Annotated in this window: 13 protein-coding genes; 9 read left to right on the top strand and 4 right to left on the bottom strand. The window is 65.7% G+C overall.

Features of this window, described 5'->3' with window-relative positions; translation table 11 throughout:
- Positions 1–31 precede the first annotated feature (31 nt).
- Genes sufC through RIC54_RS14405 form a run of 5 tightly spaced genes read left to right on the top strand, consistent with a single transcriptional unit; the run spans position 32 to position 4,139 of the window.
- A complete protein-coding gene (gene sufC, locus RIC54_RS14425) occupies positions 32–784 on the top strand; it encodes a Fe-S cluster assembly ATPase SufC (RefSeq protein ID WP_350084885.1) in 753 nt (250 codons plus the stop codon).
- Positions 785–791: 7 nt separating this feature from the next.
- A complete protein-coding gene (gene sufD, locus RIC54_RS14420; protein ID WP_350084884.1) occupies positions 792–2,081 on the top strand; it encodes a Fe-S cluster assembly protein SufD in 1,290 nt (429 codons plus the stop codon).
- 2 nt (positions 2,082–2,083) lie between these two features.
- Positions 2,084–3,316 (top strand): cysteine desulfurase, encoded by a 1,233-nt coding sequence (locus RIC54_RS14415; protein WP_502989646.1) that lies wholly within the window; start codon positions 2,084–2,086, stop codon positions 3,314–3,316.
- A 10-nt stretch (positions 3,317–3,326) separates the two neighbouring features.
- Positions 3,327–3,731, top strand: coding sequence for an SUF system Fe-S cluster assembly protein (locus tag RIC54_RS14410; protein WP_350084882.1), 405 nt, complete (start codon positions 3,327–3,329; stop codon positions 3,729–3,731).
- 45 nt (positions 3,732–3,776) lie between these two features.
- On the top strand, positions 3,777–4,139 hold the full coding sequence (locus tag RIC54_RS14405; protein WP_350084881.1) for a HesB/IscA family protein: 363 nt from the start codon (positions 3,777–3,779) through the stop codon (positions 4,137–4,139).
- Positions 4,140–4,149: 10 nt separating this feature from the next.
- On the opposite strand, the gene RIC54_RS14400 is transcribed toward RIC54_RS14405, so the two are convergent.
- The 3 genes from RIC54_RS14400 to RIC54_RS14390 all read right to left on the bottom strand — a co-directional run bounded on the left by RIC54_RS14400 (position 4,150) and on the right by RIC54_RS14390 (position 7,220).
- On the bottom strand, positions 4,150–6,051 hold the full coding sequence (locus RIC54_RS14400) for a tetratricopeptide repeat protein (RefSeq protein ID WP_350084880.1): 1,902 nt from the start codon (positions 6,049–6,051) through the stop codon (positions 4,150–4,152).
- Positions 6,052–6,195: 144 nt separating this feature from the next.
- Positions 6,196–6,417, bottom strand: a complete 222-nt coding sequence (locus RIC54_RS14395) for a hypothetical protein (RefSeq protein ID WP_350084879.1) — start codon at positions 6,415–6,417, stop codon at positions 6,196–6,198.
- Positions 6,418–6,590: 173 nt separating this feature from the next.
- On the bottom strand, positions 6,591–7,220 hold the full coding sequence (locus tag RIC54_RS14390; protein WP_350084878.1) for a glutathione S-transferase family protein: 630 nt from the start codon (positions 7,218–7,220) through the stop codon (positions 6,591–6,593).
- Positions 7,221–7,341: 121 nt separating this feature from the next.
- On the opposite strand from RIC54_RS14390, the gene ltaE reads away from it, so the two are divergent.
- Positions 7,342–8,403, top strand: a complete 1,062-nt coding sequence (gene ltaE, locus RIC54_RS14385; RefSeq protein WP_350084877.1) for a low-specificity L-threonine aldolase — start codon at positions 7,342–7,344, stop codon at positions 8,401–8,403.
- A 1-nt stretch (position 8,404) separates the two neighbouring features.
- Here ltaE and RIC54_RS14380 read toward each other — a convergent pair whose 3' ends face one another.
- The gene (locus RIC54_RS14380; RefSeq protein WP_350084876.1) at positions 8,405–10,450 is read right to left on the bottom strand and encodes a hypothetical protein; all 2,046 of its coding nucleotides are present in this window, start codon (positions 10,448–10,450) and stop codon (positions 8,405–8,407) included.
- 75 nt (positions 10,451–10,525) lie between these two features.
- Between RIC54_RS14380 and RIC54_RS14375 the strand changes: the two genes are divergently transcribed.
- From RIC54_RS14375 to RIC54_RS14365, 3 genes are all read left to right on the top strand, one after another.
- Positions 10,526–11,614 (top strand): PLP-dependent cysteine synthase family protein, encoded by a 1,089-nt coding sequence (locus RIC54_RS14375; RefSeq protein ID WP_350084875.1) that lies wholly within the window; start codon positions 10,526–10,528, stop codon positions 11,612–11,614.
- Positions 11,615–11,634: 20 nt separating this feature from the next.
- Complete coding sequence (locus RIC54_RS14370) at positions 11,635–13,116, top strand: pyridoxal phosphate-dependent decarboxylase family protein (protein WP_350084874.1); 1,482 nt, start codon at positions 11,635–11,637, stop codon at positions 13,114–13,116.
- A gap of 103 nt (positions 13,117–13,219) precedes the next feature.
- Positions 13,220–14,002, top strand: a complete 783-nt coding sequence (locus RIC54_RS14365; RefSeq protein ID WP_350084873.1) for a hypothetical protein — start codon at positions 13,220–13,222, stop codon at positions 14,000–14,002.
- Positions 14,003–14,027 lie beyond the last annotated feature (25 nt).

The following is a 14,027-nucleotide window of genomic DNA, read 5'->3' as shown; positions in this document are numbered from 1 at the left end:
AACCGGTACATTCGATAAGGATTGTGGAGCGATGGCGCTTCTGGAGATCAAAGACCTGCACGCCGAAGTCGATGGCAAGCCGATCCTGAAGGGGATCGACCTGACGATCGAACCGGGCGAGGTGCACGCGATCATGGGGCCGAACGGGTCCGGCAAGAGCACGCTGAGCTATGTGCTGGCTGGGCGCGACGGCTACGAGGTGACCGGCGGCAGCATCAAGTTCGATGGCAAGGACCTGCTGGAGATGGAAGCGGACGAGCGGGCGGTTGCCGGCATCTTCCTGGCCTTCCAGTACCCGGTGGAATTGCCCGGCGTCGGCGGCATGACCTTCCTGAAGGAAGCGCTCAACGCCCGGCGCAAGGCTGCCGGCGAGGACGAGATCGACGCCATGGGTTTCCTGAAGCTGGTGCGCGCCAAGGCGAAGACCCTGGAGATCACCGACGAAATGCTGAAGCGCGCGGTCAATGTCGGATTCTCCGGCGGCGAGAAGAAGCGCAACGAGATCCTGCAGATGGCGGTGCTGGAACCGATGCTGTGCGTGCTGGATGAGACCGACAGCGGTCTCGACATCGACGCGCTGAAGATCGTGTCCGACGGCGTGAACGCCTTGCGGGCCGAGGGCCGCTCGATGCTGGTGATCACCCACTACCAGCGCCTGCTGAACCACATCGTTCCCGACAAAGTCCATGTTCTCGCCCAAGGCAAGATCCGCCGCACCGGCGGCAAGGAACTGGCTCTTGAGCTGGAGCAGAAGGGCTATGCCGACTTCGTCGAAGCGGCGTGAGGATACGATGAGCACCGACGTCACCACCCTGCCGTTGATCACGGGTCCGCTGGACGACAGCGGGCCGCACTGGCTGGTTGCCCTGCGCCGGTCGGCGATCGCGCGCTACGGCCAGATCGGCCTGCCCGGCGCCCGGACCGAGGCGTGGAAGTTCACCGGCCTGAACGCCCTGAAGGCGCTGCAGCCGGTGGCGGCCGAGGGGCCGGCCCCCGCGGCGTTGCCGTCGTCGCTTGCAGACCTTGACCGCACCGAGGTCCGCCTTGCCAACGGCCGGGTCGAAGCGTTGCCTTCAGGCCTGCCGAACGGTGTCGAGATCGTTCCGCTGGACGACCCCGCAACCGTGCCGGGGTGGGTGCGCGAGAACCTGGGTTCGGTCTCGTCGATCGACGCCTATCCGTTCGCCGCGTTGAACGCTGCCCAGTTCACCGGTGGTGTGGCGATCCGGATTGCCCGCGGCGTCATGCCGGACGCACCGATACTGCTGTCGATCGCGACCAGTGGCGACGACGGTGCGACCGCGATTGCCCATCCCCGCGTGCTGGTGGTGGTCGAAGACGGTGCGTCGGCCGATCTGGTGACCGTGCATCAGGGATCCGGTGCCTACATGGCGAACCCGGTGACCGAAATCGTCGTCGGCACTGGCGCCCGCCTGAGCCACAGCGTGCTGCAGGCCGAGGCGGTGGAAGCGTTCCACGTCGCCATGACGTCGGTGCGGTTGGCCGACCAGGCGACTTATGACGGCTTCGTGCTGGCGACCGGTGCGCGGCTGGCCCGCCACGAGGTCCGTGCCGAGCTGGCCGGCCAGCGCGTCGACTACCGGATCAACGGCGTCTATCTCGGCGCCGACAGTCAGCATCATGACCTGACGACCTTCATCGATCACGCCCAGCCGCACGGCTCCAGCCACGAGATGGTCAAGGGCGTGCTGACCGGCCGGTCGCGCGGCGTGTTCCAGGGCAAGATCCTGGTCCGGCCCGATGCCCAGAAGACCGATGGTTTCCAGATGAACCGGGCGTTGCTGCTGTCGCGCGACGCCGAGGTCGACAGCAAGCCGGAACTCGAGATCTACGCCGACGACGTGAAGTGCAGCCACGGTGCGACGGTCGGCGAGTTGGATGACGACCAGCTGTTCTACCTGATGGCGCGCGGCATTCCGAAGGCGCGCGCCCGCGCGCTGCTGGTCGAGGCCTACGTGCTGGAGGCGATTGCGCTGATTGCTCGCGCACCGGTCCGTGAAGCGTTCACGGCGGTTGCGGCGGATTGGTTGAGCCGGCACGTGGCCGGGGCGGAGGAATGAGCATGGGCGCCAACGGAGCCTACGACGTCGAACGCTATCGCGCCGATTTTCCGATCCTGTCGACCCAGGTGCATGGCCATCCGTTGGTCTATCTGGACAACGCCGCTTCGGCCCAGAAGCCGCGACAGGTGATCGATCGGGTCAGCGCGGTATACGAGACCGGCTATGCCAACGTGCACCGCGGCCTGCATTACCTGAGCGAAAAGGCGACCGCCGACTACGAGGCGGCGCGCGAGACCATCCGTTCGTACATCAACGCCCGATCAACCGCCGAAATCATCTACACCCGCGGCGCGAGCGAGGCGATCAACCTGGTGGCCGCGACTTGGGGCCGGCAGAACCTGTGCGAAGGCGACGAGATCATCGTCACCTACATGGAACACCACTCCAACATCGTCCCCTGGCAGTTGTTGCGCGACGAGAAGGGGCTGGTGCTGAAGGGCGTGCCGATCGGACCGGACGGAACGTTCGATCTGACGGCGTTCAAAGCTTTGCTGACCGACCGCACCCGGCTGGTCGCCATGACCCATGTGTCCAATGTGCTGGGAACCGTGGTGCCGGTGAAGGAAGTCATCCGGCTGGCCCACGAGGCCGGCGCGGTGGCGCTCATCGACGGTTGCCAGGCTGTCCAGCACATGACGGTCGACGTGCAGGACCTGGACTGCGATTTCTACGTGTTCTCCGGCCACAAGCTGTATGGCCCGTCCGGGATCGGCGCGCTGTACGGCAAGGAAGCCCTGCTGGAGAAGATGCCGCCCTACCAAGGCGGCGGCGAGATGATCAGTTCGGTCACCCTGGAGAACAGCGAGTGGGCCGACCTGCCGCACAAGTTCGAGGCCGGGACTCCGGCGATCGCCCAGGCGATCGGACTTGGGGCCGCCATCGACTACGTCAAAGCGATCGGGGTCGAGCGGATCGGCGCCCATGAACGCGACCTGATCACCTACGCCACCCAGCGCCTGTCGGCGGTCGACGGATTGCGGCTGATCGGCACGGCAGCCGGCAAGGTGTCGGTAGTGTCGTTCGTCATGGACTGCGCGCATCCCCACGACATCGCGACCATCGTCGACCGGCAGGGCGTGGCGGTCCGGGCGGGCCACCACTGCGCCCAGCCACTGATGGACCACCTGGACCTGTCGTCGACCGCGCGGGCCAGCGTCGGGCTGTACAATACCCGTGCGGAGATCGACGCGCTGGCCGATAGCCTGGATAAGGTCCGGGCGATCTTCGGATGAGCGAGGCGGCATGAACCAGGAACTCGGTCTTCGCGATTTCATGCCGGTCGGCAGCAATGCCGGCCCCGACGGCATCGCCCGCGCCGGCCAACGGCTGCCGGAAGGTGCGGCAGTCGCCGACGAGGCAGAGGTGATCGAAGCGCTGCGAACCGTCCACGATCCCGAGATCCCGCTGAACATCTACGACCTCGGCCTGATCTACGATGTCGAGCGGTTTGACGATGGCAGCGTGAAGATCGAGATGACCCTGACGGCACCCGCCTGTCCGGTCGCCGGTGAGATGCCGATGATGGTCGCGGAAGCGGTCGCAGGCGTTCCTGGGGTCGGCGAGGTCGAGGTCCAACTGGTCTGGGAACCGCAGTGGACCGTGGAACGCATGAGCGAAGACGCTCGACTAGCCCTGGACATGTTCTAGAATGCTCCCCACTTGAGTGGGAGCGATCACCTACGGATGGCCTGAATGTTTCAGCCGATGAAAGCACCGATTACCCTGACCGAGGCCGCCGCTGCGCGGGTACGGGACCTGATGGCGAAGTCGCCGGAGGATGGCGTGATCGGGCTGCGCGTCGGCGTGAAGAACACCGGCTGCTCGGGTCTCAGCTACGTCATCGAGTACGCGAAGGAACGCAAGAAGTTCGAGGATCTGGTCGAGGACAAGGGCGTCAGCATCCTGATCGATCCGACGGCGGTGATGTTCATCCTGGGCTCGGAGATGGATTACAAGGAGGACAAGCTGTTCTCCGGTTTCGTCTTCAACAACCCGAACGAGACCGGCCGTTGCGGTTGCGGCGAAAGCTTCAGCGTGGCTGCGGCCAAGTCCTGAAGCTGGAGAGCTAGGACGGTTGCGTGCGCCGCCGGCAGACCAGCATGTGGCGCTCTGGGGTGACATTCGTTCGCTTGATGTAATCATTCCATTCATCGACGTAGTGGACGTCGAAGCCCTGGCGTTCCAGGAATGAGATCAGCCAGGTCAGGGAAAGTTCCCGATGATCCCGAAACTGCGTGGCGGCATAGTCGTTGAACCCGGGAACATCGCTGCCCGTGGTTTCGATGATCAGCCGGTCGCTGGACTGGGTGAGGTCGCGCAGCCCGCGGATCAGACCGTTGAAATGGTAGATGACCCCCAGCGCCAGGATCAGGTCGTAGCGCTTTCGGCGTTGGGTATGCGGAGCAAAGCTGGCGTTTGAGGCGGTGACCCGGTCGGCGACGCCATAGTACGCCGCGAACAGCTGGGTTCGGGCGTGGAACATCTCCGACGGTTCGTAGGCGTCGACCTGACAGCCCAGCTGTGCGCATTGCACTGAAAAGTACCCGTCGGCGGCGCCGACATCGGCAATGTGCCGGGCGCCGGATTCGACCACATGGCGCTTGATGATGTCCCATTCCACAAAGTTGAAGGGGCGGTCGGCGCGCGGCGAGTTTGTCATCTTGCCGTAGCGGTCGAACAGCAGGGTGCCGTCGTGCAGTTGGAAGTTGTGGTAGAAGCCCTTGCTGCTGCACATGGCGGAGAATACGGCGTGCTCAGTATGCGTGACGAACGCCGTGCTGGCACTTCCGAGGGCGCGGCATCGCTTCAGGACATCGAGATTGCGACGGCCCACCTGGAAGACCGTTGCCAGCGCCTGGCGGCGGCGAAACCGGTTGCTGGCGGATTGCAGTTCGGCGTCGGCATCGTCCAGCCGATCGAGCGCAATCAGCGTAATGGCGCGCAACCGCGGGATGTCGGGATCCGCGGGGTAAAGGTCGCGGGCGACGTCCAGGACACCCAACGCCCCGGCTGGATCGCCGCGGTCAGACAGGATCTTGGCCAGCGTCAGATGGGTGAGGGCATTGGCACCCGGTAGCGCGAGGGTCGACCGAAGTTCCCGCTCGGCGTCGTCGAGCCGGGCCGACCCGACCAGCGCCTCGGCAAGGCGATGGCGTATGCCAATGTGTCCGGGGTGGTTGGCACCCGCCTCGATCAGGGTGTCGAGGGCGTCGTCGGAACGGCCAGCGGTTTCCAGGACGTCCGCAAGCTGCAGCGTCAGGTCCGGCCCCGCGTCGGGCAGGCCGACCGCTGCTCGCAACGCCTGCTCCGCTTCACTGAAGCGATCCCGGACCTGGAGGGCGGTCCCCAGGCGCTGCAGGACCGTGATGCTTGCGGGATATCGATTGGCTGCGTCGCGGAGAAGATTGATCGCCTCTTCGGGACGGGACTCGGCGACCAGCTCTGCCAGCTTGAGGAATGGTGCTTCGTTGCTTCCGGGCAAACGTATGGCGGTCCTCAGCGCGGCTTCTGCTTCTGCCGGGCGATGCATGGAGATCAGCCGGTCGGCCAAGGCATCGTGCAGGATCGGGTCGTCGGGATGCCGGTCGGTTGCCGCCGTCAGGGTCGCCAGCGCATCCTCGAGCCGGCCCAATTCGACCTCGCTGTTCGACAAGGCACGCAAGAGGTTGGTCGGCAAGGAGCGGTCACGATCTTCGCGGCGAAGCAGTTCGACGATCGCCTTGTGATCCGGCACCCGCGCGAGCATCGCGATCGCCTTGCGGAGCGCTAGTGGGTCCGACGGATCGATCAATTGGGCGCGTCGGAACGCCGCCGCGGCACCATTGAATCGCTTCTGGTTGGCGGCCCAGTTTCCGACCCATGTCCAGGACTGTGCGGCCGCCGGTGCGGATATGGCGGCCAACTGCACGCTTTGTTCCGGTGACAGTGGCGCGCCGTTCGGGACCGGTTGTTGAAATTCGGCGGACACGAACACATCCGATTGCTGCTTCCCGGCAGGTACACGAGGACCCGGCCGACTCGGAGCGCGGATCCTATCAGCGACTCCGCTGGAGGCAACGTTCGCGAGGCGAGCATCGGACCCGACGGGGTGGCCGGGTCCGATCAATCGCGATCACACGTTCGACGGGTTGAACCGGCCGGACGGTAGACGCAGGGCTGCGAGCAGCCGCCAGAGGGCCGATCCCGCCTGCTTCATCAGGCGAGCCGACTCCTGCGCACGCAACCGGCGGCCGCGACGCATGTGATGCTCGAGCAGCGTCGACGACAGCTCGACCCGCTGGCCGTAGGACTGGGCGTAGAGCTGTTCGATGTCGCTTTGGGTGACGAGTGGCATTTGAAGACCTCCGTGGTTGTGGATGTCTTCCTCCCCGACCCAGACTCTGAGATGGCCCAGGTTCAGATTAATCACTGCGGCGCCATTCATGTTGCGCTGCACAATTCTCATTTAATCCCGAATGATGGGATAATCAAGAGAAATCGTGCTGAAAATATGACAGATTTGGGTAACTACTTTGCATGGGCGGCGAGCGCCTTGGCCGCCGCCGGGCGCCCCCAGACTGCCTTGCGCAAAGCCGCGACATTCGGACAGGCTTCCTTGAACGCCGCGGGATCCGGGTGCCACAGCGCCAGCATGCCGGTGTACAGGTCGGCAGCACTGGCGGTGTCGCCGAGCAGGAACGGTCGACCGTCGGCAAGTCCCCGCTCGACGGCGGCCCAGGCGGTGTCGATGGCAGTACGTGCCAATGCCTTGACCGCCTCGTCGTCGCCCTCACGGACCCGGTGGTAGTCGGGGTGGTAGAGGCGGATGTAGGCGGGGTACAGCGTTGCCGCCCCATAGACCAGCCACTGCAGGTAGGTTGCCCGTTTCGCGTCGGTCGGCGCCGGCGCCAAACCCTTCTGCGGCGCCAGATCGGCGAGATAGATGACCATGGCGGCCGACTCGATCATTACCGTGCCGTCGGGCAGGCGCAGCGCCGGGATCAGCCCGAGCGGATGGACGTCGCGCTTGTACGCTTCGGACTTGTGCTCACCGGCATCGGCGTTCACTTTTACCGCTTCGTAGGGCAGGCCGGTTTCCTCAAGCAACGTCATGGGCGCCAGGGATCCGGACTGTGGCTTCCAGTACAGCGTATGCATGCGGGCCTCCCACGATCAGGGGGTGCGTTCCGCACCCGTTCGACGCAATATCCACCGAACCGATCGACGACACCAGCCGCACCGACACCAGTAGAGGACGACCAGAGCGATGTACGCCGGGATGACCGCCGATAGAGCCGCCAGCACTGCCAGCGGCGGCAATCGCCGTATCGATCTGCGCAGCGACACCGTTACCCAGCCGACCGAGGCGATGCGCGAGGCGATGGCCCGCGCCGAGGTCGGCGACGACGTCTACGGCGAGGACTATACGGTTCGGGCGCTGGAGGAGAAGGTGGCCGGGCTGATGGGCAAGGAGGCGGCGGTTTATGTCTCCTCTGGAACCCAGAGCAATCTGCTCGGCGTTCTGTCGCACTGCCAGCGCGGCGAGGAGTATCTGATCGGCGACGTCTACCATGTATTCAAGTCCGAGGCGCTCGGCACCTCGGTGCTCGGTGGGGTGGCCTGCTATCCGATGAAGACCGATGCGGGCGGCGGGCTCGATCCGGCCCAAGTGAAGGCCGGGATCAAGCCGGACGACCCGCACAGCCCGATCACCCGGCTGCTGTGCCTGGAGAACACGGTGTCCGGCCGGGTCCAGGATCAGGACCGTATCGAGGCGCTGGCCGAGACCGCCCACGCGGCCGGACTGGCGGTGCACCTGGACGGCGCCCGGCTGATGAACGCCGTGGTCAAGACCGGCAGGTCGGCAGCCGATCTGGTGCGTTCGATCGATACGGTGTCGCTGTGCCTGTCCAAGGGGCTTGGCGCCCCGGTCGGCTCGGTGCTGAGCGGACCGAAGGATTTCATCAAGCGGGCTCGGCGCATGCGCAAGATGCTCGGCGGCGGCATGCGTCAGGCCGGGGTAATTGCGGCCGCCGGCCTGCACGCGCTCGACCACCATGTCGAGCGGCTGGCCGAGGATCACGCCAACGCCCGGCGCCTCGCTGAGGGGCTGGCGGCGATCCCTGGGCTAACCGTCGATCTCGACGCGGTCGACACCAACATGCTGTTCATCCAGCCGAAGCCCGACGACATCGACCCGCTACGTGCGCATCTCGCCGAGCGCGGTATCGTCCTGTCCGGCCAGCGTCCTAAGATCCGGGTAGTCACGCACCTCGACGTGACCGAGCAGGACGTCGACCGGGTGCTTGAGGCGGTCGGGGAGTTCTATCGGGGACGGTAGGTCACCCCAGCCCGATCAGTTTCGCTCCTTGGCGAAACCGGGCGACGGCATCCGGTGTGAACTGGAACGTCTTCAAGAAGTTCTCGATGCCGTAGCCTGGAACCGCTCGACGGACCGAAGCTGCGAAGACTCGGCCATCCTCGACACGGCCGGCGAGCGCGAGGCAATGCGCCGCGATCGCCTGGATGCTGGGATGGGCGTTGGGGCGGGCAGCGGCCTTCAGTGCCCATTCCGCCGCCTCTTCGTACTGGCCGAGGCGGACGTGGGCCATCGCCCGGGTGCCGAGCATTCCGAACAGCATCGGGTCGAACGGGCTCAGTTGGCGCGAGTGGTCCGACGCCCGGATCGCGGCGAGCGGATCACCCGATTGCGACTGCACGAACGACAACGCGTAGTGGCCGAGCGCGAAGTTCGGACTCAACTCGACCGCCCGTTCAAGCTCGACCAGCGATCCGTCCTGGCGACCCCGCAGCCACAGCGCCCGGCCCATGGCCCAGTGGGCGGCTGGGTCGTGTTCGTCGGCCAGCAGCCCCTGTCCGGCGGCGGCAAACGCCCGGTCGCTCTCCTTGTCGCGGTCGTCCCACTGCTGGAAGGCGCTTTGCCAGTGGGTGAACGACAGGCCGGCGTGGGCCCGCGCGAAGGTAGGGTCCAGGCGTGTCGCCATATGGAAGAAATGCCGGGCTTGGGCGTTCTCGTCCTTGGTGAACCGGTACATGTGCCACAGGCCGCGGTGGTACGCTTCCCAGGCGTCGAGCGAGTTCGGTGCCTTGAGCAACGCGCGGTTCCGCTCCGCGGTCTCGACCTCGTTGGCGATCGACGCAACGATGCGATTGCCGATCTCGTCCAGCAGGACCAGCGTGTCCGTGAGTGATTGTGCGAGGGATTCGGCCCAGACGATGCGGGCGCTCTGCGCTTCGATCAGTTCGACATCGACGACGACCTGCTTCTGATCGAGCCGGATGCGGCCGCTGGCGACGTAGTCGACGTTCAGTCGGCGCGCCGCTTCCTCGGGCACGATTCCCTGTTCCGCCAGGGTAAAAACCGAGCCCCGGGCGATGACGAACAGGCTCCTCAGTTTGGCCAGCCGGGCGATGATGTCGTGGGTCAGGCCATCGGCCAGACCACCTCGGGCGACCGGCTGCTCCAGAAACGGCATGATGGCGATCGAGGCGCGCCGTCCGTGCGCTCCGCCCGCCCCGGCAGCGGTGTCGGGCGTCGGCGGGGCGGGATCGCCGGTCGTGGGCGACGATCTTGCCGTCGATGTGCCGGCCCTGCGGGCTCTGATTTGCGCCCAAGCGGTCCGAACCGGTTCGAAATCCAGATCCTCCGCCTCGAACAGACCAACCGCCGCCGCCAAATGCTCCTCGCCGGCCATCGTCTGTCCGCGTTCAACCAGGGCGCTGAGCAGATTCCGATGAGCGCGGAGATCGAATGGTGCAACCTCCAGCCAGGTATCGAGCAGCGGCAGCGCCTCGTCCGATCCGGCCGGCAGGCTGGCCAGGAGGCGGTCGAGCATGTCGGTCTGGCAATCGCGGAAGCGGCGGCGCTGGACGGCCAGCCAGGCATCGAACTGGGGGCTGCGGTCAATTTCCAGCCCTTCCAGGAATGTCCCTCGGAACAGCTTCAGGAACTCGCGCAGATCCTGCGCAACCAGGTCACCAGATCCGGCCGGCTGACGACCGGCGGCATTGTTGATCGCGGCGGCGTCGACCGTACAGTCGCCCAGGTCGAGCGACACGGTATCGCCGCCGGTCGTGACGCGGGCATGTGTCGGATCGTCGAGGATGCCGCGGAGCTTGCTGAGACACCACCGAAGTTCGCCCCGGGGATCGTTGGGTACGTCCCAGAGCAGTTCGCACAGCCGGCTTCGTCCGACCGCTCGCGGCGCCATCGTGAGATAGCCGAGCAGCGCACGGACCTTGCGCGACGTCGGAAGCGCCAGCTCGACGCCGTCTCGGATGACCGTCAACGGGCCGAGCAGGCGCAGTTGGAGTCGCGACGCTTCAACTTTCTGACCCGGAAGGGTGGTTTCCACGGGCGATTCCACGCCCTCTCCCACGATCTGTTCCCTGCTCGCCTCTTATTAACCGCAACTGCCAAACGGCATCCAGGGAGAACAATTGTGACGACAGCAGCAGAAATCCGTACCACCGGCGGGCGCGGCCGGCTTTTCGACAGCATCCTCGACACCGTGGGCGACACCCCGGTGATCCGGGTCAACAGCCTCGGCGTCGATCATGCGACAATCTACGTGAAGGCCGAGTTCTTCAACCCGGCTGGTTCGGTCAAGGACCGGCTGGCGCTCAACATTATCGAGGACGCCGAGCGTAGCGGCGCCCTGAAGCCCGGGCAGACGGTCGTTGAGGCGACCAGCGGGAACACCGGCATCGGCCTTGCCATGGTCTGCGCCCAGAAAGGCTACCCGCTGGTCGTCACGATGGCCGACAGCTTCTCGATCGAACGTCGCAAGCTGATGCGGATGCTGGGCGCCAAGGTGGTGCTTACGCCGCGTGCGCAGAAGGGGTTCGGCATGTACCGGAAGGCCGTCGAACTGGCCGAGGCCAATGGTTGGTTCCTCGCCGCGCAGTTCGAGACCGCGGCCAATGCCGCGATCCACGAAAGCACGACCGGGCGTGAGATCATCGCCGACTTCGCCGGTTCGCGGCTTGATTACTTCGTGACCGGCTACGGCACCGGCGGCACCGTCACCGGCGTGGCGAGAGTGCTGCGCCGCGAACGCCCGGAGACCCGCATCGTGCTCACGGAGCCCGCGAATGCCCAGCTGATCGCCAGCGGCCGGACCCAGGAACGGACGACGAGCAACGCCCCCGCGGTCAGCCACCCGGCCTTCGAGCCCCATCCGATCCAGGGCTGGACGCCGGACTTCATTCCGCACGTGCTGCAGGAGGCGCTCGATCGCCGCCTGTACGATGAACTCCTGCCGATTGCCGGGCCGGAGGGAATCAAGTGGACCAAGGAGTTGGCCCGACGCGAGGGCATCTTCACCGGCATCTCCGGCGGCGCCACGTTTGCGGTAGCTCGCCAGATCGCCGAACGCGCGGAACCCGGTGCCGTCATCCTCTGCATGTTGCCGGACACCGGTGAACGCTACATGACCACTCCGCTGTTCGACGGCATCGAGGCCGACATGGATGCCGAGGAGGCCGAGCTTTCGCGCTCCACTCCTGGCTTCCAGATGGCGGCGGCGTAGCGATCGGGGAGGGGCCGGCCATGGACGGATGGCGGAACGCTGGCGCCGAGGAAACCCTCGACCCCAGCGATTGGGAGCCTGTGCGGGCCCTGTCCCACCGCATCATGGACGATGCGATCGATCACTTGCGTGATGTCCGCGATCGTCCGGTGTGGCGTGAGATGCCGGCTGAGGTGCGTGCGGCGCTCGATGCGCCGCTGCCGCGCGCACCGCTTCCGCTGGCGGATGTTTACCGCGAGGTTGCGCAGACGGTGATGACCTATCCGATGGGCAACGTCCATCCGCGCTTCTGGTCCTGGTACATGGGCGCCGGCAATTTCACCGGGGCGCTTGGCGATTTCCTGGCGGCCGTGCAGGGATCCAACCTGGGCGGTGGCAATCACGCCGCCGCCTGCATGGACCGGCAGGTGGTGGACTGGTGCCGGCAGATGGTTGGTTTCCCGGCCGCCGCCGGCGGCAGTCTGGTCAGCGGCGGGTCGATGGCCAACCTGATCGCGCTGGCAGTGGCGCGCAACGTCAAGGCTGGGATTGATGTGCGCGAGCACGGTGTCGCTGCGATATCCGAGCCGTTGGTGTTCTACGCTTCGGATCAGGCACACAGCTGTCACCGCAAGGCGGTAGAGGCGCTTGGCCATGGCAACCGGGCGCTCCGCCGCGTGGCTACCGGCGCTGATCTTCGGATGGATCTGGAGGCATTGCGTCGGGCGGTGGCGGAGGACCGCGCCGGCGGCCGGCGACCGGCTGTGGTGATCGCGACCGCCGGAACCGTCAACACCGGCGCTGTCGACGATCTCGCGGCGATTGCGGATTTCGCCGCAGTCGAGGGCCTGTGGTTGCACGTCGACGGTTGCATCGGCGCGCTGATCGCGATCGCTCCGGACAACGCTTACCGGGTCGCCGGTCTGGATCGGGCGGACTCGATCGCCCTCGATCCGCACAAATGGCTCCACGCCCCGTTCGAGGCCGGTTGCGTACTGGTGCGCAACGGGACCGCCCATCGCGCAACCTTTGCGGTGACCCCGGAATATCTCGAGACCACGCCCCGCGGTCTGGCGGCGGCAGAGTGGCTCTACGACTACGGTCTGCAGACCACCCGCGGATTCAGGGCGCTGAAGATCTGGATGGCGCTCAAGCAACACGGGCTGGAAGCGTTCGGCCGGCTGATCGATCAGAACATCGCGCAAGCGCGATATCTGACCGACCTGATCGAGGCCGAACCGGAACTTGAGCTTGCCGCGCCAACGGAGATCAACATTGTCTGCTTCCGTTACCGTGCCGGCGGTATGACGGGACCGGCACTCAAGGCGGCCAACGTCGAGATCATGCTGCGCCTGCAGGAGAGGGGAATTGCGGCGCTGTCCGACACGACGGTGCACGGGCAGCACTGCCTGCGCGTGGCGATCGCCAACCATCGCACGCGGCGGGACGACCTGTCGCTGCTGGTCCAGGAGTGCGTCCGTATCGGTAGGGACGTGTCGGGCAACCCCGATTCTGCCTCTTAGGGAAGCATGTACCGAGCACTCGGCTCGGGACTCCGTGTGGAGTGTAGGTTCTTGCCACAGGTGCCGTCTGGACTTGAATCGGCAGGCCGCCTAGCGTGCCGCCATGCAGGAGAACGCACCGTCCGAATCGACCAGCACCGACAGCGATGCGGTGGAACGCACCGAAGAGGACGTCGGTCGCCTGCTCTACGCGATCGCCAATGCCGACCAGAAGAACTGGCCCTACCGGCATTTCGCGGCGCGCGATGTCATTGATGCGGCCTGGGCCAAGGAACTTGCATCGATCGATCTTGGCGACCGGATGGTCCGGATCGCCGAGCAGCGGCAGATCCGTGTCGATCCGAACCGCTTTACGTTAACCCTTATGCCGGGTGATCCGGGTGACTTGCCGGCCCCGATCGCCCGGTTGCGCGCGATGTTCTCCGCGCCGGTTGTCGCCCAGACCCTGATCGACGTCTTTAGGGATGTAGTGCGTCATCGCCTGAACAAGTTCGATGGCGGGTATCGGTTGCGGCGGTCCCTCGACCTGATGGAGGACTGCACCGGGTACAGGCTCACGCCGCATACCGACCACCGGGCGAAGCTGGTGACGATGATTTTGTATCTGGATGACGAGCCCGAGGGCGTGTCGCTGGGAACATCAGTCTATGTTCCGAAGCGCCCAATGGAGAGTGCGCAAGATCGTTTCATGGGACCGCCTCGGCACTACGACCGCGGAGACTTCACCCGAGTCGCGACAATCCCACACCGTGCCGGCTCGGCCTTCTGCTTTGCGCCGGTCCCGAACAGCTTTCACGGTGTCGAGCCGGTCGAGCACCCGGACACCCGGCGTTTTCTGGTGCAGTTTCAGGTGCTGGCGCTGGACGAAGCCGATCTGATCCGGTAACGGCGGCCGTTGGGTGCCGGAAACC

The organism is Thalassobaculum sp. (assembly GCF_040219215.1).
In the GTDB taxonomy this organism is placed as follows: Bacteria; Pseudomonadota; Alphaproteobacteria; order Thalassobaculales; family Thalassobaculaceae; genus Thalassobaculum_A.
Note: the sequence above shows the minus strand (reverse complement) of the source record. Positions and strands in the feature narration are given on the sequence as shown.

What these genes read in the sequence shown, in the direction of transcription:
- sufD (WP_350084884.1), top strand. Translation starts at nt 792, where the DNA reads ATGAGCACCGACGTCACCACCCTGCCGTTGATCACGGGTCCGCTGGAC.
- RIC54_RS14365 (WP_350084873.1), top strand. Translation starts at nt 13,220, where the DNA reads ATGCAGGAGAACGCACCGTCCGAATCGACCAGCACCGACAGCGATGCG.
- sufC (WP_350084885.1), top strand. Translation starts at nt 32, where the DNA reads ATGGCGCTTCTGGAGATCAAAGACCTGCACGCCGAAGTCGATGGCAAG.
- ltaE (WP_350084877.1), top strand. Translation starts at nt 7,342, where the DNA reads ATGACCGCCGATAGAGCCGCCAGCACTGCCAGCGGCGGCAATCGCCGT.
- RIC54_RS14405 (WP_350084881.1), top strand. Translation starts at nt 3,777, where the DNA reads ATGTTTCAGCCGATGAAAGCACCGATTACCCTGACCGAGGCCGCCGCT.
- RIC54_RS14410 (WP_350084882.1), top strand. Translation starts at nt 3,327, where the DNA reads ATGAACCAGGAACTCGGTCTTCGCGATTTCATGCCGGTCGGCAGCAAT.
- RIC54_RS14395 (WP_350084879.1), bottom strand. Translation starts at nt 6,417, where the DNA reads ATGCCACTCGTCACCCAAAGCGACATCGAACAGCTCTACGCCCAGTCC.
- RIC54_RS14370 (WP_350084874.1), top strand. Translation starts at nt 11,635, where the DNA reads ATGGACGGATGGCGGAACGCTGGCGCCGAGGAAACCCTCGACCCCAGC.
- RIC54_RS14390 (WP_350084878.1), bottom strand. Translation starts at nt 7,220, where the DNA reads ATGCATACGCTGTACTGGAAGCCACAGTCCGGATCCCTGGCGCCCATG.
- RIC54_RS14415 (WP_502989646.1), top strand. Translation starts at nt 2,084, where the DNA reads ATGGGCGCCAACGGAGCCTACGACGTCGAACGCTATCGCGCCGATTTT.